Annotated in this window: 15 protein-coding genes; 3 read left to right on the plus strand and 12 right to left on the minus strand. The window is 63.2% G+C overall.

Annotation, left to right across the window (positions count from 1 at the left end; all coding sequences use genetic code 11):
- Positions 1–112: 112 nt before the first annotated feature.
- From E3T55_RS13395 to E3T55_RS13450, 12 genes are all read right to left on the minus strand, one after another.
- The gene (locus tag E3T55_RS13395) at positions 113–475 is read right to left on the minus strand and encodes a hypothetical protein (RefSeq protein WP_134520074.1); all 363 of its coding nucleotides are present in this window, start codon (positions 473–475) and stop codon (positions 113–115) included.
- Positions 476–1,106: 631 nt separating this feature from the next.
- Entirely contained in the window at positions 1,107–1,850 is a 744-nt protein-coding gene (locus E3T55_RS13400; RefSeq protein ID WP_134520075.1) for a hypothetical protein, read from the minus strand.
- Between the two features lie 620 nt (positions 1,851–2,470).
- Complete coding sequence (locus E3T55_RS13405) at positions 2,471–3,274, minus strand: LysM peptidoglycan-binding domain-containing protein (RefSeq protein ID WP_166791787.1); 804 nt, start codon at positions 3,272–3,274, stop codon at positions 2,471–2,473.
- 179 nt (positions 3,275–3,453) lie between these two features.
- Positions 3,454–5,661 carry an FtsX-like permease family protein gene (locus E3T55_RS13410; protein ID WP_166791788.1) on the minus strand — a complete coding sequence of 736 codons (2,208 nt, stop codon included), beginning with the start codon at positions 5,659–5,661 and terminating at the stop codon, positions 3,454–3,456.
- 8 nt (positions 5,662–5,669) lie between these two features.
- On the minus strand, positions 5,670–6,353 hold the full coding sequence (locus tag E3T55_RS13415; protein WP_134520078.1) for an ABC transporter ATP-binding protein: 684 nt from the start codon (positions 6,351–6,353) through the stop codon (positions 5,670–5,672).
- Positions 6,350–6,877: a PadR family transcriptional regulator gene (locus E3T55_RS13420; protein WP_134520079.1), complete on the minus strand. Its 528-nt coding sequence runs from the start codon at positions 6,875–6,877 to the stop codon at positions 6,350–6,352. The genes E3T55_RS13415 and E3T55_RS13420 overlap by 4 nt, the downstream gene beginning before the upstream one ends.
- Positions 6,878–7,018: 141 nt before the next feature.
- Positions 7,019–8,185: an IS30 family transposase gene (locus E3T55_RS13425; protein WP_420898005.1), complete on the minus strand. Its 1,167-nt coding sequence runs from the start codon at positions 8,183–8,185 to the stop codon at positions 7,019–7,021.
- 434 nt (positions 8,186–8,619) lie between these two features.
- Entirely contained in the window at positions 8,620–8,949 is a 330-nt protein-coding gene (locus tag E3T55_RS13430; protein ID WP_119970795.1) for a metal-sensitive transcriptional regulator, read from the minus strand.
- Positions 8,950–9,166: 217 nt separating this feature from the next.
- Positions 9,167–9,421 (minus strand): YHS domain-containing protein, encoded by a 255-nt coding sequence (locus E3T55_RS13435; protein ID WP_119970793.1) that lies wholly within the window; start codon positions 9,419–9,421, stop codon positions 9,167–9,169.
- Between the two features lie 286 nt (positions 9,422–9,707).
- Positions 9,708–12,026: a heavy metal translocating P-type ATPase gene (locus tag E3T55_RS13440; protein WP_134520080.1), complete on the minus strand. Its 2,319-nt coding sequence runs from the start codon at positions 12,024–12,026 to the stop codon at positions 9,708–9,710.
- 63 nt (positions 12,027–12,089) lie between these two features.
- A complete protein-coding gene (locus tag E3T55_RS13445; protein WP_241993057.1) occupies positions 12,090–12,884 on the minus strand; it encodes a hypothetical protein in 795 nt (264 codons plus the stop codon).
- A 131-nt stretch (positions 12,885–13,015) separates the two neighbouring features.
- Positions 13,016–13,228, minus strand: coding sequence for a heavy-metal-associated domain-containing protein (locus tag E3T55_RS13450; protein WP_134520082.1), 213 nt, complete (start codon positions 13,226–13,228; stop codon positions 13,016–13,018).
- Positions 13,229–13,383: 155 nt separating this feature from the next.
- On the opposite strand from E3T55_RS13450, the gene E3T55_RS13455 reads away from it, so the two are divergent.
- From E3T55_RS13455 to E3T55_RS13465, 3 genes are all read left to right on the plus strand, one after another.
- On the plus strand, positions 13,384–14,823 hold the full coding sequence (locus tag E3T55_RS13455) for an MFS transporter (protein ID WP_134520083.1): 1,440 nt from the start codon (positions 13,384–13,386) through the stop codon (positions 14,821–14,823).
- Positions 14,824–15,471: 648 nt separating this feature from the next.
- Complete coding sequence (locus tag E3T55_RS13460) at positions 15,472–16,113, plus strand: hypothetical protein (RefSeq protein WP_134520084.1); 642 nt, start codon at positions 15,472–15,474, stop codon at positions 16,111–16,113.
- Positions 16,110–16,772 (plus strand): RNA polymerase sigma factor, encoded by a 663-nt coding sequence (locus E3T55_RS13465; protein ID WP_134520085.1) that lies wholly within the window; start codon positions 16,110–16,112, stop codon positions 16,770–16,772. Before E3T55_RS13460 ends, E3T55_RS13465 begins: the two co-directional genes overlap by 4 nt.
- Positions 16,773–17,338 lie beyond the last annotated feature (566 nt).

The raw sequence follows: 17,338 nt of genomic DNA on the forward strand, positions 1-17,338 counted from the left end.
AAGACGGACTGGACATGGTGATGATTCCTGATTCTCGCCCTACGTCAAACAGCGGACTGACTATTAGCTACTGGCCTCACCCAACCCTGACACGTAGGGCGTCACCGCGGGGCTACATCGCGAATAGGTCCGGTATCACACGGGCAAGAGCACACTTCGGGCAACGCTGACGCCCCTTGAGCCCTGTGCTCATACGCATGACCTTAACGTTCATCCTGGTGCCACAGGAGGGGCAGAACGGCCCGCTCCGGCCGATGCTCTCGGCGACCATTTGGTTGACCTTTGCAAAGACCCGGCGGGCAACCTCGATTGCCCCAGCGCGAGCATCCGAACCGCGCAGCGAGTTGGCCACATCCCGGAGCACGACATCGAAAAGAACGGATCCAGTCTCCCTGAGGTGCTCCCCTGCTATGGCAGAGGACAAAGCCGCCTCGAATTCACTGCTGCTCATCACTGCCCCACTATCAAGATCCATGTCCCCCAGTCTGGCCCGACATTACGGACTTCGCACGGGTCCTTTCTGAGGCCACAATCTACAACAACCCGGCCGGGATAGAACGGCCAAGGTCATTGATCGTGAAGCACGGGATTGAGCTGCCACGGTTGGTTGAACATCGTTTCCCCAAAGGCCCCGGGACGAGAGTGCAATTATGCGTGAAGTAGTCACACACTCTCCTGCAGGAGTGGCTGACCGTGAAAACCAGCCCATCTACGGCGGGTCCGAGAAACAGAACTTCTTCCGTCTCGCCAAAACCGTGCTACTAGGTGCGGTGCTTGGACTACCGCTTCCATCAAGGGGCTACACGCCGACCAAAGTCGGCGACCTCTGCGCCGAACTTGGAATCACCTAACAGACACTGCAGCGCTACGTCTCCCCATCAGGCGATCTTCGTCCAGACAGGAGCAAGGCCCTGACCACGTGGTAGGCGCAACGGCTACCAAATCTCGTGCCTGACGCTTGCTGCCCTGCTCAGAATTGGTGTCCACCGCTGAGGTTTCCGGAGACTTGGGCGCGCAGGATACTGCTTGCTTCATCGACGCCGTTGATGACGACGTGCTCGCTATGGCGTTCGCGCCGTCGGGGGCCATCAGGCCGCCGTCAGGACCTAAATTCCATCTGTGGCATCGGTCATGCGCGGCGGGCGCCGCGTCTGGTAGGAGATCACTGCGGCGACGAGCAGAACGAATGCAGCAGCAGCCGTCGGGAAAGCGATGATCGTCTCGGTGAACGGGGTCGTGTCATGGGATTGGTAACCGACGATCTCGGGCGCGATCATGATGCTGGCGAAAATAAGCCCCGGTAGGGTCGACCCGAGCAGCAGCACGCACGCAACGGACGCCGGCCAGGAGTTGCGCGCCACGCACACCCCGAGAACGATCAGGCCGATGAAACCGACCGCGCTCAGCAGCAGCTGAACGGGCAGGTACTGCAAAGGCGTTGGCATGCCGATCACACCGGAGACGACTGCATGAGCTCCGGTGAGGGCGAAGGACACGGCCGTAACCCTCACGAGCAAGCCGGTCGCGCGGCCGCCGTCACGACTGGCGCCACGAGCCAGCGCCAGAATTCCGAGGGCAAAGAGAAGGAGACCTACGCCGTAAACTTGCGCGGTTGTACCGAGATTTTCCCAGGGGTCTGCGGGGTAGTCGTAGTCGAACAGGTGATTTTCGATGCTCCCGTCGGGGCGCGCACCGGCGTAGGTCACCCAGCGCTCCAGCGACGCAATGACCTGCAACAGTGCCGAGGTAAGAAAAAGTCCGGCGGCGATCAGCAGCCAGCCGAAAGCCGGGACGCGGGAAGCGGAATGGTCCGGCGTCGTGCGAACATCAGGTCCTGCCATGGCTGCCATGCGGTCAGCTTACTCAGACCCTTCCTTGAGGACGAGTGAAACTCAGATGAACGTTTCCTCCAGACCTTGCTGTGCAGTTGCCCGCGAGTTTCTGACGGTGAGGGTTCCCCTCATGGGCGACGGCTCAGCGAATCGACTTGCGCGCAACTGCGCGTCAACGCGCTCGCTGGTCGTCCGTCTGACGGACGAAGTCGCTGGACCGGCGCATGAGGAGTGACGGTCTCTGCGAGGTCCTCCGCTATGCCGTAGTCGATGCTCGATCGGTGCCGTGCGTGGATGCCGACAACAGCCAAAGGGAACAGGGCATACGCCGGCGCAAGCGCCAACGAACCGAGGAAAGCCGGGCCAGTCGGCGCGGCATAGCCGAGATTCATCGCGAGCAGCGCCACACACGCCCCGGCGCTGCCTGAAGTCAGTACCGCCGCGATGTAGAGCGTCCCTCGGAACAGATCCTCACGGTTCCGACGCCTACGGTCGGAACCGTGACGAGCAGTGCAGCAAAAATACGGCGCGTGAACATCATGACGCCCCGACTTTAGGGGAACCAAGGGTAATTGGCAGGCTCGCATTGACGGTTCCCCATCGAGGACGACAGTGGCGGTTCATACCGAGAGCGACGTTCAGGCCCAGGGCGGCGGGACCGAGGCACCACCGCGCAGAGCGACGCTGAGGTTGAGGTCGTCGCCGGGCTGAAGCTGGCGACTGGTGAGCGGGTTAAGGAAGCCGAGGTCGTCGACCGTGATGCCGAAACGGTCGGCGATGTCGTTGAGCGTGTCGCCGGCGACCGCTTGATAGGAGACGGGGATGCCAGCGGCTGTGGCGGTGGCGCCGTCGGCGCCGAACCGATCGCCGGTATCAACGGCAAGCAGTCCGGGTCGGGTGTCTGGCACGTCCCAGGTGATCGTTCCGACCGCCCGGGGAGTGAGCACACAGCCGTGCGGATCGGTCGTGCCCGGGGCCCTCGCGGTTATGACGGCGGTCAGGTAGTAACTGGGGTCGCCCCGGGCGGCGTCCCTGTCGCCCAAGCTCAGTCCGGGCTGATCGGCGTCGGTGGAAAGGTTTCCGAACGAGAAGCTGTACATGTCGGCCAGGCAGGTCGTGGTCTCCGACCAAGGACTGAAGAACAGTTGCACGCCTCCGGGAACGTCCGAGCGGAAGTCCTCCAATGCGACGTCGAACCCGCCGCCTCCCGCCGTGACCACGACGGTTCCGGAGATGGCGTTGTCGCCCGAGGTCGACGTCAGCTCGGCCGTTCCGATGACACCGTCGGGGATGATGACGCCGGCCGCATCGTCGGTCGCGGACGGCGCATCCGTTTGGATCGCCGTGTCGATGGGCGGAGTCTCGGTCGTCGGGGGCGAGCAGGCCACCAGACCGAGCACCAGAGCGATGCTCCCCAGAACGGATGTCGCCAGTCGTAGCATCAGGTCCCCTCCCGCCGAGCCAAGTATGGCAGTCGGCTCTATCATCGGTCCAGCCACGGCCTCGACCGACGAAGTGGCCTGGCGCACCGATCACTATGAACCGTCCCGTTAGCAGAACGTCTTGCGGGACGACGTCGTGTTGCGGCGAAATCCTCCTTCGTGATGCCAGTGCGAGTCGCCTATTCGTAGCGGATCGCGGCCAAGTCGGTGTTCTTCCCCAATCGGCTGACGGCAACAGCGACCGCGGCGAGGGCAAGCAACGCGCTGGCAAGTAGCGCTCCGATGTAGCGGGCATCGGGCCAACCGACCGATCGGCCACCGTTGGTGAGCCCCACGAGTATGAGGTCGGCCACCAGAAAGCCGAGTCCGATCGATATTGCCATCACGGACAGGAGCGGGGCTGCCGCTTCGAGGGTGATGATGCGGCGGAGGCCGGCGAGGTTCATCCCGAGCAGCCGCAGCAGGGCGAGCATTCGACGGCGGTCGATCATGGCCGATATGGTGGCGATGGCGAGTGAGAGTCCTGCGATGAGTGTGGCAACGCCGATACCCAAGTAGGCGAGGTTCGCGAAACTCGCGGCCATGGATTGCAACCGATCGTCGGCGAGATCCGTTCGGGTGCCCGCGGGCATCCATCCGGTACCGGCGATCGCGCCCACCTGCAGCGCGGTTCTCGCGCGTTCGATCGCGGCCGGTGATCCGTTGGTGCCGATCAGCAGGATGCGCGGAGTCAGCTCGGCCACGTTGGTCGCTTCCGCGGGAGTGAAGACGGCGGGAGCTCCGCTCAGGGCGTCGCTGTTGACTGAGACGACAGGAGCGGAAGGAACAATCCCGAGATTGAGGTCGTTCGCGGCATCCGCCGAAATCAGGAGCCGGTTGGCGTCGGGTCCCTCACCGGAATCAATCGTGAAAATCGTGGTCACTTGGGTGACGCCCGAGATCGCGGCAAGGCGCGCGCGAGCCGCTTCGGTGCGAGCAGGGTCGGTCGCGGCGGGCGTTAGATCCAGATACTGAATGAGGGTACTGACCGGAAGCAGCCCCGGCCCATCGCCGGGGGCTACGCCCTGGTCGGCAGTTGTCGCGGCACCCGCGAAGACGCTGACCATGAACACGGCAACTACGAGGCCACTCACGGAGCGAAAGGTGGCCACGGGCGTGCGACGGATGCGGTTGCCCGCGATGACTCCAGCCGCTGTCTTGCTGCGCCGAGCCATGATGCCGCCCGCGAGCAGGGTGAGGTAGGGGCCCGCCACGAGCAGACCCACGGTGGTGATGGTGAAACCGATGACAACCAGCGTTCCGACGCGCGGAACGGGCAGTCCGGCGAGCACCGCCACGGTCGTGGCGATGAGTATGCCCAGCCCGCCTGCAAACGGCACTAAGCGAAGCAGCGAGGGGGTCTTCTCTGCCTGCTGTTTCGTTTGTCCAAGCGGTCCGATGCCCGCGCGACGGATGCGCCCGCCTGCCGTAATTGCGGATGCCGCGACGGTGACCGCCACTACCGTGACCGCGGTAAGCGGCGTCACGGCGAGGTCTGAAGGGAAGAACACTCCGTCGTCGACGGAGACGAGCGCGGCGACCGGGCCCAGCAGCGCGGCAAGCAGTACGCCGATCAGTGCCCCGATGAGACTTGTCGCCGCTGTTTCAACCGCGGCGATGGCGGCAACGGTGCGCGGGGTGGCGCCGATCAGACGTAGTGTGGCGAAACGCTCCCGCCGAGCTACGGCGCCGAGCCCGGTCACGATGCTCACGAGCAACAGCACCGGGAACAGCACTGCGATGGCGCCCACGATCGCCACGGTCTGGTAGTTCGTGCCCGCACGGTGTGGCACGTCTGTGAAACTGGTCACGATCTGCGCTGCCGGGCGCTCGATCAGGGCGCTCGTCCTGGCGCCGACAACGACAACGAGCGAATCAGGACTCGCGAGGGCAGAGTCGGAAATGGTTCCAGTGAGTGTGCCGAAGCGGTCGCCGAGCTCGTCGGGCGGAACCTGCGCAATGCGGTCGATGAGCGCGGGCGACGCGTAGTACTCACCTGGCTGCGGCAGGTCGGTGATGCCCGGAATCGTGACGCTCGACGTTGTCGGGGCGGCGAGATCCAGACGCACGATCCGATCCCCCTCGTGCCGGTCGGTCGTGTGGGCTAGCGCCACTCGGTCGTCGCCCAGCGACGCCATATCAGCGGTCACCGCGCCCGGGCCTGTGTCGCCGCCGACCATGTACTCCCCGGAGGCATACATCCAACTGGACCGCTCGTCCCGGGCACCTAAGCCCTGATATGCGCCCCCAAGTAGGAGCGCCAGAGTCACGCCCACGGCGACTCCGGCGGTGATGCCCAGCAGCCGCCCCCAGGATGCACGACTGCCGATCACAGCCAGACGCACCACACTCGGATTCATTTGATGCCGACCCGGTCAGTTGCCGCCAGCTGACCATCCCGCACGATAATCTCACGGTCGGCGTAGGCCGCCGTGCGCGGGTCGTGGGTGATCATCACGAGCGTCGTTCCCGATTTGCGGACAAGCTCGAGCATCGCTGTCAACACGTTCTCGGCAGCGAGGGAATCCAAGGACCCGGTGGGCTCATCCGCAAAGAGCACCGACGGTTGCGTGACCAGAGCGCGGGCGATAGCGACGCGCTGGGCTTCGCCGCCGGAAAGTTCGCCGGGCAACTGATCGGCGGCGACCTCAAGGCCGAGGCGGTCGAGCCATCCACGCGCGGCCGTCAACGCCTGCCTGCGTTTCATGCCTCCGAGCAACAGCGGAATGGTGACGTTGTCGACCGCTGTCAGGTCGGGCAGCAGCTGACCGAATTGAAAAACGAAACCGAACTCCTTCAGGCGCAGGGCCGACCGGCGCGCTTCGCTCAGGGCAGTGATGACGGTGCCACCAACGGATACCGTGCCGCTGTCGGGCAGCAGCACACCGGCCAGGCAGTGCAGCAGGCTTGACTTGCCGGAGCCCGAAGGCCCCATCACCGCGACGACCTCGCCGCGCTGGATGTCCAGATCAATGCCGCGGAGGGCATCCGTTGTACCGAAAGACTTGCGCAGGCCCCGAGCCTGTATGAGGGCGGTCATGGCAGTTTGATCTCGTTTCGCAGTTGGGCCAGTCGGGCGCCGGTCAGGTCGATCCAGCGCAGATCGGCCTCGATATGGAAGAGCGCGTGGTCACACAGCAGCACGCGCATCAGGTCTGCTCCCTGCTTTTCACGGGTGAGTTCCCGCATACGGGCGAGATGCTCCGTGCGTTGCACGTCGAGCAGCCGGTCTGCATTGTCGTCGACGAGTAGGGCAATGATGGTCTTGGCGAAAAGGTTGCTCTGCAAAGTTTCCGAGGGGATATCGGGCGTGAACATCCACTGCGAGACACGGGTTCGGCCGACTTCGGTGACCTCGTACTTCTTACGATCAGGGCCCCCACCAGCCTCGTCAGCTAGCGAAAGAATCTGCCCGTCACGGGTCATACGTGCCAGGCTCGCATAGACCTGACCGAACGCGAGAGGTTTCCGCACACCAAAGAAACGATCGTAGGTGTGCTTGAGATCGTAACCATAGCTGGGCTCGACACTGAGCAGCCCGAGCAGGGTGAGAGAGTTGTCCACAACCGCCACTATACACACAGTGAATAGTGGCTCTCAGCCATCTTGCTGACAACTACTTATTAGGTTTGGTTAAGCCGCGGACGGCGGAGCGGTCTGGCGAAGACCGCGGCCTCCTAATGGTCCCGTAGGGGGAAGGCGTATTCAACTGGTCGTCGCAACGATTGGTTTTTCTGGTTCTGACAGTAGTCGTTGCATGGCTTGGGCGGGGGTGATGCCGCCGAGTGTTTTGCGCGGTCGATCGTTGAGTTCGGTGGCTACTTCCAGGAGCCGCTCGGGTGAATGAACGGAGAGGTCGGTGCCCTTGGGGAAATACTGGCGCAGCAGCCCGTTGGTGTTTTCGTTACTGCCGCGTTGCCACGGAGAATGCGGATCACAGAAGTAGATGGCCATCTTGGTGGCCATTGTGATCTGCCGGTGCTGAGCCAGCTCTGTTCCCTGATCCCAGGTCAAGGTTTTAGCCAGACGCGCAGGCAGAGTCTTGATAGTTGCCAACAGGCCAACGCGAACAGTGATGGCACTGTGATCACCAGGAAGATGGACCAACATCGTGAAGCGGGTCTGACGCTCCACCAGCGTGGCGATGGCTGACCGGCAGTTCGACCCCAGGATCAGATCTCCTTCCCAAAGGCCAGGTACGGCCCGGTCAGAAACCTCTGCAGGTCGCTCGCTGATCATGATCATGTCCGGGATCTTGCCCGAGTTCTTCGCGGCAGGCCGTCTCGGCCGCCGGATGGCACGGCCGGTACGCAAGTGTTGATGCAGATCAGCACGCAAATGACCGCGGCCCTGCACAAAGAGTGCTTGGTAAATCGCTTCGGGGCTCACCCGCATCTCCTGCCGGTCCGGGAACACTGTCGCCAAGTGGTCACTGATTTGTTCCGGACTCCATTTCACGCACAGCTTCGTCTGCACCAAGGATGCTAGCTCCAGGTGATCGAATTTGCTGCCCTTGGGGCGGCGCCCGCGCAGCTCAGCCTGCTTGTGCGCCGCGTACGGGGAATACCTTGTTCGTGCTCGGGGGGCAGCCTTGGACCCACCGCGAGCTAACTCCCGACTGATCGTCGCAGGAGACCGGCCCACCTCAGCAGCGATCGCCCTCACGCCGGCACCGTTCACGTGCAAATCCGCGATCCGCAGCCGCTCTTCCAAGCACAAGTACCGCCCGGACCTCTCAGCTTCCGGAACAGGGATCCACCCTCCCGTTGCTTGACGCCAACGCCGTCCAGTTCGTCGATTCACTCCCACAGCATCACACGCCGCCGTCAGCGTCGACCCCTTGGACATTAACACCCAAAACCGCGCCTGCATCTCCACCAGCTCAAACTTCGACCACATCGGCAACAACCCTCAAAACTGGAGTGTTGCAACGACCAGTTGAATACGCCAACCCCTTATGGGATGCCAGCGGCTCCACGCTTCGAAGTCACTTTTCGCGCAAACCCACAAGCGACACCGCTGAGCAGGGGCGTTTTTTGTGGCTCTGCTGGCGGATCAGTCTTGGTACAGGTCTGCCGTGGCAACGTCCCGCATAAAATCAACGCCCTCATCGCACTGGCCACGAGCGTCAGCGTCAGCGTCATTCGCCAGCGTCGTCGAAGCTTGGGCGGGGAGCGCGGTGCTGCCAACAGGCGGGCTGCCCCGTGCTCGAGCGCTGATTCAGCACTCGGGCGCTGTATCTCAGTACAAGCCGCTGCATCCGTCCACGCGTCCGCCCGTGACTTCGTGAATTCGGCTGGCAGTGGTCAAGAGCGGACGAGGCGGGCTATGGCGTCGGAGGCTTCCTTGATCTTGATTTCTGCCTGCTCGCCGCCGAGCTTGGCGGCGTCGACGACGCAGTGTTTGAGGTGGTCATCGAGGAGTCCGAGTGCGACGCCTTCCAGCGCCTTGGTGAGGGCCGATATCTGGGTGAGGATGTCGATGCAGTATGTTTCCTCGTCGACCATGCGGTGGATGCCGCGGGCCTGGCCTTCGATGCGTTTGAGACGGGCGAGGTACTGGCTTTTGTCACCGATGTAGCCGTGCGTGATGTGGCACGCCTCTGTGGTGGCCTCAGCGGGAGTGATTATTTCCATGTCGTCGTCCTTTGTTCGTCGTTCTTTGCGACAGTACCGTCGTGGTGATGGGCGTGCGTGCCCGGATATGCAGGGCCGGGGACACTCCGCGGCCGCCGTGTTCCTGGCGCTCGTTCTTGGTCTTTACCCTCTCACCGGTCGAGGTGCGGGTCGGGATGGGTCTCTGACAAGAATGGTTGGGGTGGTGCCGGCTCCGGCAGGCACCACCCCACGATGCTCAAGCGGCCGTGGCGTACTTTGCGGGGGTTGCGTCGAACAGGGGTCCGCAGCCTGCGCAGCAGAACCAGTAGCGGTTGCCCTCGTAATCGCGGAAGAGTCCTGCGGATTCGGCGTCTGCCTTCACGACCTGGCTTCCGGTCATGACAGGGCACTCGGCGAGGTCGTCGCTACTGGCGCCGAGGAGCTTCTGGGCAGACGGAGGCATGGCGGTGGCCTTGTCGGTGGCGTTGGTGCTGCAACAGCTGTTGCTCATGGAGGGGTTTCCTTTCGGTGGGACGGGGAGTGTTCAAATGGGTTGAGGTGGATGCCGCTAATATTATACCCCAGGGGGTATAAAATCAACAGGTCTAAAAAGACCCGCTGGACGGAGCGCCATGCGGCGCTGTTCGGGTGGGGCCGACCGCCTCGGCGTTAAGCTTGACTTCTGTGCGCCCTGCCATGACCGGACACGCGGCGCGGTCCACCTAGCAGTCACGCGTGGGCTGCGATGCGGGCGCGTGCTCTTGGCACATAATTGATCTCTCTTTGGGCGGGGATGGTTAAACGCCCTGCAGTTGCCGCACGGGACTGTGCGGTGCTGAGGTGGACGCCGTGGTGTTCGCCTTGGATTTGAAGGACCGCAGGCGAAGGCTGTTGCTGACCACGAATACGCTGGAGAACGCCATGGCGGCTCCGGCGAGCATCGGGTTCAGCAGTCCGAACGCGGCCAGCGGAATGGCTGCGAAGTTGTAGGCGAAGGCCCAGAACAGGTTTGTCTTGATAGTGCCCAGGGTTTTGCGGGACAGGCGGATGGCATCGGCGGCAGAGCGTAGATCCCCACGCACCAGAGTGATGTCCGCGGCTTCGATCGCGACGTCCGTCCCGGTTCCCATCGCCAGGCCCAGGTCTGCCTGTGCGAGAGCCGCCGCGTCGTTGACTCCGTCGCCGACCATCGCCACGACCTTCCCTTCGAACTGTAAGCGAGTGATGACGTCGACCTTGTCTTGGGGCATCACTTCGGCAATGACCTCGGTGATTCCTACCTCCGCCGCGACCTGCTCGGCGACCGCCCGGTTGTCTCCGGTCAGGAGCACCGGAGTGAGACCGAGCGCTTTGAGCTGGGCGATCGCCTCGGCGCTGGTGGCTTTGACCGCGTCGGCAACGACCAGCACTGCGCGGGCCTCACCATCCCAGGCGACCGTGACTGCGGTCTTGCCTTGAGATTCCGCGGTGGCCTTTGCGAGGGCGAGCGTCCGGGGAAGGTGCAGGGACCAGTCCGCTAGCAGGCTTTCGCGCCCAACGAGCACGGCAAGGCCCTCCACGGTGCCTTGCACGCCTTTGCCTTCAACGTTGGTAAACGACTCCGGCACTGGGAGTAAACCGATTTGCTGGGTTGCGCCTTTGGCGATGGCTTGGGCGATCGGGTGCTCGGAGGCGTCTTCCAGCGCGCCGGCCAGCCTCAGGACATCCTCGCGGGTGGTTCCGTCGGCAGTGAAAACGTCAAGAAGCGTCATCTTGCCCGTAGTAACCGTTCCAGTCTTGTCGAGCACGATCGTGTCGACCTTGCGGGTGGACTCGAGTACTTCCGGGCCTTTGATTAGGATGCCCAGCTGGGCGCCCCGTCCGGTGCCGACCAGCAACGCGGTCGGCGTTGCGAGTCCGAGGGCGCAGGGGCAGGCGATGATGAGTACCGCGACGGCGGCCGTGAACGCGACGCTGAGCGGGAAACCGGCACCGATCCAGGCACCGAGCACTCCGACGGCGATGGCGATGACGATCGGCACGACGATTCCGGAGACCTTGTCGGCAAGGCGCTGCACCTCGGCCTTGCCCGACTGGGCGTCTTCGACGAGCCTGGCCATCTGTGCGAGCTGGGTGTCCGAGCCGACCCGGGTGGCGCGCACGACCAGACGTCCGCCAGCATTGACGGTTGCGCCGGTCACGGCGTCGCCCTCACCGACTTCGACTGGGATTGACTCGCCGGTGAGCATGCTTGCATCCACCGCCGAGGTGCCCGCGACGATCACTCCGTCCGTGGCGATCTTTTCACCCGGGCGAATGACGAACTCATCGCCCACCGTCAACTGCTCGACAGGGATCCTTGTTTCCACCCCGTCCCGGAGGACCGCGACATCCTTGGCACCCATCCCGAGCAGGGCGCGCAGGGCGGCCCCCGCCTGGCGCTTTGACCGCTTCTCGAAGTAGCGCCCGGCCAGGATGAACATGGTCACTCCGGCGGCGACCTCCAGATAGATGTTCCCGGCCCCGTCCGAGGGGTTGATCGTGAACGAGAACCCATGGGTCATGCCAGGCTGTCCGGCTGTTCCAAGGAATAGTGCGAAAAGTGACCATAGCAACGCAGCAGTCGTGCCGACCGAGACCAGCGTGTCCATCGTGGCCGCGCCGTGGCGCAAGTTGACCCACGCTGCCTTGTGAATGGGCCAGGCAGCCCACACGATCACGGGCGCGGTCAGTGTCAGGGACGCCCACTGCCAGTAGTTGAACTGCAGCGCCGGGACCATAGCCATCATGATCACCGGCACTGACAGCACGATTGATGCGAGCAGTCTGTTCCGCAGCGATGTCAGCTCTGTGTCGGGCTGTTCCTTATCGTCGCTCGTCTGGTGGGCTGCTTTCGGCGTGGGGAGCGCCGCCGTGTAACCGGTCTTTTCGACCTCGGCGATCAGCGCCAATGGGTCCAGGCCGGCGGGGGCGATGATCTTCGCCTTTTCGGTGGCGTAGTTGACGGTCGCGATCACGCCGTCGAGCTTGTTCAGTTTCTTCTCGATCCGCATGGCGCAGGAGGCGCAGGTCATCCCTCCAATCTCGAGCTCGTAAATGTTGTCCAGCGTTTTCGGCTGGGTCGATGGTGCGGACATGGATTCTCCTCGGTGGTGCGCTTCCTGATCACGGATAGGCCAGGCGCGCGGTGTCTATGGTGGTCAGTGCCCGGAATTTTCGGCAGGCTCACCCGGATGCGCTGACGTGGCGGGCCCGGTGGCGGTGAGGACGAATTGGGCCGTGTGGACCTGTCCGTCGACTTGGAAGTCCAGGTAGAGCAGGTAGCGTCCCGGGGTCGGGGCCTCGGTCATGAATGTCACGTCCGGGCCGGAGACGGCCCCACGCCGGGGTTCTTCGCCCTCGGGGTGGACATGCAAGTACGCCAGGTCTCCTTCGCGCAGGGCGACAAGGTGCCCGTAGGCGCCAAGGTACGGCTCCAGCGTTGTGACCGATTCTCCGTCACGGGAAACCGAGACTGTGAGCAGGCCCTGTTCGCTGGCGCTCAGCGTACCGGTGAGGTCCACGTTGTAGCCATCGACCGTGTCCGCGGCCGAAATTAGCGCCGGCGTGGCGGGGGCGAATTCTCCGGCGGCCTGGACCGTTCTGGTCAGCGTGATGTTCTGTCCCGTTGCTGCCGGGACGATATCCGCGTAGACCCGGTAGCTGCCGGCGGCGTTCCACTTCCAAGGCAGTGACCATACGCCAAGGGCGTCCAGGGTTGGATGCACGTGGCGGAACTCGGTCCCGTCCGTGCGCACCACGATCAGATGGAGTTTCTTTTCATGGGAGTCCTCGAAGTCGGTGACCGGCGTTCCTTTAGCGTCGGAGATCGTGAACGCGAGCGTTCCCTCCTGGCCCGCCATCCCGGGGGACGAGATCTCCCCCAGGAGGAACCCGTCCTGCTCCATCGACAGGCCTTGCACGGAGACTGCCGGCTGTGTGTCGTTGCTGTCCATGACATGTTCTTCCGTTGACTGTGCCCACGCCGCCGCGGAATGGGAGGGGACCACGGCGCCTGCGGTAGCAAATGAAGCGATATATAAGGCCGCCAGTCCCAACCCAAAAAGTCCGAGCTTTACGGGGACCTTCACGGGACACGCACCGCCCCGTAGCCGGCTTCCTCGACCGCTGCGAGGACTGCTCTATCGTCCAGCGCGTCCTGGCCGGTCACGACAAGCATTCCGGTCTTCGCACTCACGCCAACCGACTGGATGCCTGCTATCTGACTAACCTCTTCCCAAATCGAAGTCTCGCAATGACCGCAGGTCATCCCGGTCACCTGATATTCGCGCATTGTCATAAAGCTCTCCTCTGCTGATTTGAAGCCATACCCCTAGGGGGTACCGGTACTGACAACATTATACCCACTAGGGGTATATCTGTTACCTTACCCCCGTAGGGTATAAACCAGTTTGTGGAATCGCCGACACCGGCGAAAACGAAAGGGAATCGGGAATGTCTCAATCAATACCGGGACGGGGAAAGAAGAAGCTCGCGCTCTTCCTCATCGCACTCGCGCAGTTCGTCGTGATCATGGACACCTCAATCGTGGGGGTAGCGTTGCCCCGAATGCAGGAGGTACTGGGCTTCAGCCCCGAGAACCTCTCCTGGGTTTTCAACGCCTACGTCATCACATTCGGTGGGCTCCTACTGCTCGGAGGGCGTCTTGCGGATGTCTTCGGCGCCCGTCGGATGTTTACCACTGGCTGGGTAGTACTGCTCGCTGGTTCCGCCGTCGCCGGGCTCGCCGGGAACGTCGCGTTCGAGTTGATCGGGCGTGGCGTGCAGGGAGCCGGTGCGGCACTCATCGCACCCGCGGCACTCACGCTGCTGATGAAGACCTTCGGGTCGAGTCCGAAGGAGCTCGGTGGTGCATTGGCCCTCTATGGTGCGGCCGCGCCGGCAGGGGGAACGGCGGGTGTGTTCCTCGGCGGGGTCATCACTGAGTACATGTCGTGGCCGTGGGTCTTCTTCATTAACATCCCACTCGCCCTCGTGGTTGTGGCCCTCGTCGCCCAGGCACTCCCGGCAGACGGACCTCGCATTCGCGGCTCCATCGACATCGCCGGCGGCCTTCTCGTCACGGCCGGACTCGCCCTCGGTGTCTTCGCGATTGTCCGAGCGCCTGAGGCCGGATGGGCCAGTGTAGAAACGTGGGGAACTCTCGCCGGAGCCGCAGCCTTGCTGGCACTGTTCGTGCTTGTTCAATCGCGCCGGAAGGAACCACTGATGCGACTGTCAATCTTCCGTATCCCGAATCTGGCCGCGGCCAACTTAGCCCAGCTATTGCTCGCCGCCGCTTGGATCCCGATGTGGTTCTTCCTGAATCTCTACCTGCAACAAGTCCTGGGCTACTCGGCGTTCCCCAGCGGTGCCGCGCTCCTACCTATGACCGCACTCACCATGATCACCATGATCGTGCTTGCACCGCGACTCACCGCGCGATTCGGGCCGAAAACGATGACGGTGAGCGGTCTCGTCGTGCTCGCCGGCGCCCTGCTGTGGTTGTCCTTCGTCCGCGTGGACGGAAACTTCTGGGTGGATGTCCTCCCGGTGTCGCTCCTGGCCGCACTCGGGATGTCCCTGGCGTTCATCCCGACCCTTGGCACGGCGATCTCCAGCGCCCCGCCACAGGAGGGCGGCCTCGCTTCCGGCCTCGTCAACACCAGCTACCAGGTCGGATCCGCACTCGGGTTAGCGACGATGACAGCATTCGCAGCCGCCAACGGTGCGACGGAAAGTGGGAACCTTCCGGCGCTGACTGCTGGATTCTCTTCAGCATTCATCGGCGCAGCCGTGATTGCCCTCGCCGGCGCCCTGCTCGCCGCAATTACGCTCCGTGCCCCCACCCGCGCGCCGGTGGTCGAAAAAGAAGCCACCGCTACTCGCCCGTGACGGCGGTCGGGTGCGGTCACTGTGTCGGTGGCCGCACCCGACAGACCGTTACCTTGTTCGTAGCCTTGGATAGTGGGAAGAGGTAGTGCCCCTGCACCCGGATGGTGGAAACCTCACAAGAGAGGGTGTTCATCAGGAAACACACGCCGGGAATTCACTCCTGAGTTCAAATATAAGGCCGTGAAGGTTTCGGCGCATTGAACTTAGAGGCGGCGTGGAGATCCTGAAAAGCAACCTCTCGCCAGCATGGCTCTCGCAATCGTTTGGATACAAGAAACTGACACCGGCTCCGGAGCAGCGCGGCAATCAGCTCAATGCGCCAAAAAACGATCACGTAATACCGCCAAAGAGCAGCAAAAGTCACAGGGCTGGTCTAAGACGATTTGGCTCGGGCCGGGGCCAGCACTAGCAACCTGCTGCCCGTAAGCCGAACCCCCTTGCGGGACTTGTTTGCTCGGAGTGTGGATGATGGAAGCTTTCTCAACTCCTCGGACGTTGTACTGGACGGTAATCTGGCGCGCAATTCTTCCGGCATGACCGAAGGACCAGGCGGCGGGCCATGGACGGGAAAAGATTGTGTGGCTTCCGCAGACGTTGGGCGTCATTCCGGACATGTCTCTGATGTAACCAACTTTCGAGGAGAACATCATGAGCCCAACATTTGACGATCTGGACGGCCTGCTCGACCGGTCCGCTCCGCGCACGACGGTGATGACCGACAGTGTTGCTGATGAGCTGACCCGGCTTCGGGTCGCGACCCGTGTCGAGACTGCGAGCGTGACCCTACGGCGGCCGTGGCGGCGGCCGGTGTTTGCGGGGCTGGCGTCCGTGCTGCTTCTGGGTGGTGCCGCGACGGCAACGGCCGCGGTGACTAACAGCTGGGTTCCCTGGGCACAAACCCCGGTCACCTCGATGGCCTACACCCTGCCCAGCGGTGCGGAGTGCGAGGAGCGGATCGGGAACGTCCGCGGGCAGGACCCTGCCGCCGTCGAGGCCGTCGAGAACTTCTACCGCACAACCGACATCGAATCCCTGCTGACCAAGGAGAAGATCGCGAGCACGATCGAGTGGATCCGACAGGACTCGAACATCGCCATCAGCGCCGACGGGTCGACCGAACCAGCCGGCTACGGGACCGTGCACTACAACGCGGATGAGGAGTACCAGCGTGCGGTGACGATGATCGTCACCGCTGCGGTCAGCACCGAGCTCGCCAACCAGGGCATCGACGGCGCCGACAGCAACCTCAGCTCCGACGGGCAGTCCTTCTGCCCCGGAGCCAGCTGGTGACGGCACGAGCCAGCAACTCCTCTGAGCATCTCACTGAAGCGCTGACTGCTGCGGCGCCGGACCTGCTGCGCTACTTCCAACGTCGACTCCCCATCGACGATGCCGCCGACGGACTTGCGGAGCTGATGCTCGCGGCCTGGCGACGAGTCGACTCCACGCCCCTCGGGGCTGAGCAGTCCCGGATGTGGCTATTCGGAATCGCCCGCCATGTAGTGACGAACGCCGCACGGAGTCAACGACGACGGTGGACCCTCACCGAACGATTCCGGGAGGTCCTCCGAACCTCCCCCACCGAAGGGCGACCCGCAGACGACGGGGCCGACGTGCGAGATGCCATCAGCCGACTAACCCCGACGCAGGCCGAACTCGTCCGCCTCATCCACTGGGACGGATTCGCCATCACCGAAGCCGCCCATATCCTGAGCATCAGCCCATCAACCGCCCGAACCCGCTACCAACGAGCACGAGCCGACCTGAAGACCGCGCTGAGCGAATTGGCACCAGAGGTCACGGGCCACCTACCCATGACTGTCGTGGGAACGCCGGCAGGCGACCCCAGCGGTACAACAGCGCCATCGATTCCGCACAGGACAATCCGTTCAGCGGATGTTGTCCTGCCGCCATCGCAACGGATCGAGATCTCGTCCTACCCCGTCTAGCTGTCGGCCCCTCGAGGAACCCTTTACAGGACGGATGCATCGTGAGTGCGTGTCGAGGGTGCGAAAGTGGCTGGAGATTCTGTCATCGTGTAGAACGTGAATTGCATGGTCAGGCGAAACGTCGTCGGTCGTCAGTGGTGGCTCAGGGCCATGTATTTCCTGCGGAAAGACGCTTGCTGTTGGAATACCGGGCGCGATGACGAGCGGCTTGCCGGCAAACTCACCGGGCCGGGAACGTACGGGGAAGGTCCGAAGTGGGAGTTAGACGCGACACGCTCGTCGGAGTTTTATTAGGCAGATGTGCACCCGGAACATCACGGAGAACTCCGCCAGAAGGGACCTAATGTTGTGAACGGCCGACGCTGTCCGCTCGGCAGCACCAGGGGTCCACACTCTGATATTGGTCATCACTAACAGTCACGACGTCCGGCGAAACAGCGAGGCCTCCCAGGTTTTCGACTACCTCGACTAGGGCGTGTCTCCTAATGCCTTCGACCAAATAGTTATGGCTCTGAGGACAGCTCCGCCGCGGTAGGTCAGTGCGAGCTTGTCGTAGCGGGTGGCGA

Origin of the sequence: Cryobacterium frigoriphilum, assembly GCF_004403305.1 — a bacterium.
Classification (GTDB): Bacteria; Actinomycetota; Actinomycetes; order Actinomycetales; family Microbacteriaceae; genus Cryobacterium; species Cryobacterium frigoriphilum.

Coding starts and splice junctions, on each gene's coding strand:
- E3T55_RS13395 (WP_134520074.1), bottom strand. CDS start 475: ATGGATCTTGATAGTGGGGCAGTGATGAGCAGCAGTGAATTCGAGGCG.
- E3T55_RS13400 (WP_134520075.1), bottom strand. CDS start 1,850: ATGGCAGCCATGGCAGGACCTGATGTTCGCACGACGCCGGACCATTCC.
- E3T55_RS13405 (WP_166791787.1), bottom strand. CDS start 3,274: ATGCTACGACTGGCGACATCCGTTCTGGGGAGCATCGCTCTGGTGCTC.
- E3T55_RS13415 (WP_134520078.1), bottom strand. CDS start 6,353: ATGACCGCCCTCATACAGGCTCGGGGCCTGCGCAAGTCTTTCGGTACA.
- E3T55_RS13425 (WP_420898005.1), bottom strand. CDS start 8,185: ATGCAGGCGCGGTTTTGGGTGTTAATGTCCAAGGGGTCGACGCTGACG.
- E3T55_RS13430 (WP_119970795.1), bottom strand. CDS start 8,949: ATGGAAATAATCACTCCCGCTGAGGCCACCACAGAGGCGTGCCACATC.
- E3T55_RS13435 (WP_119970793.1), bottom strand. CDS start 9,421: ATGAGCAACAGCTGTTGCAGCACCAACGCCACCGACAAGGCCACCGCC.
- E3T55_RS13440 (WP_134520080.1), bottom strand. CDS start 12,026: ATGTCCGCACCATCGACCCAGCCGAAAACGCTGGACAACATTTACGAG.
- E3T55_RS13445 (WP_241993057.1), bottom strand. CDS start 12,884: ATGGACAGCAACGACACACAGCCGGCAGTCTCCGTGCAAGGCCTGTCG.
- E3T55_RS13450 (WP_134520082.1), bottom strand. CDS start 13,228: ATGACAATGCGCGAATATCAGGTGACCGGGATGACCTGCGGTCATTGC.
- E3T55_RS13455 (WP_134520083.1), top strand. CDS start 13,384: ATGTCTCAATCAATACCGGGACGGGGAAAGAAGAAGCTCGCGCTCTTC.
- E3T55_RS13460 (WP_134520084.1), top strand. CDS start 15,472: ATGAGCCCAACATTTGACGATCTGGACGGCCTGCTCGACCGGTCCGCT.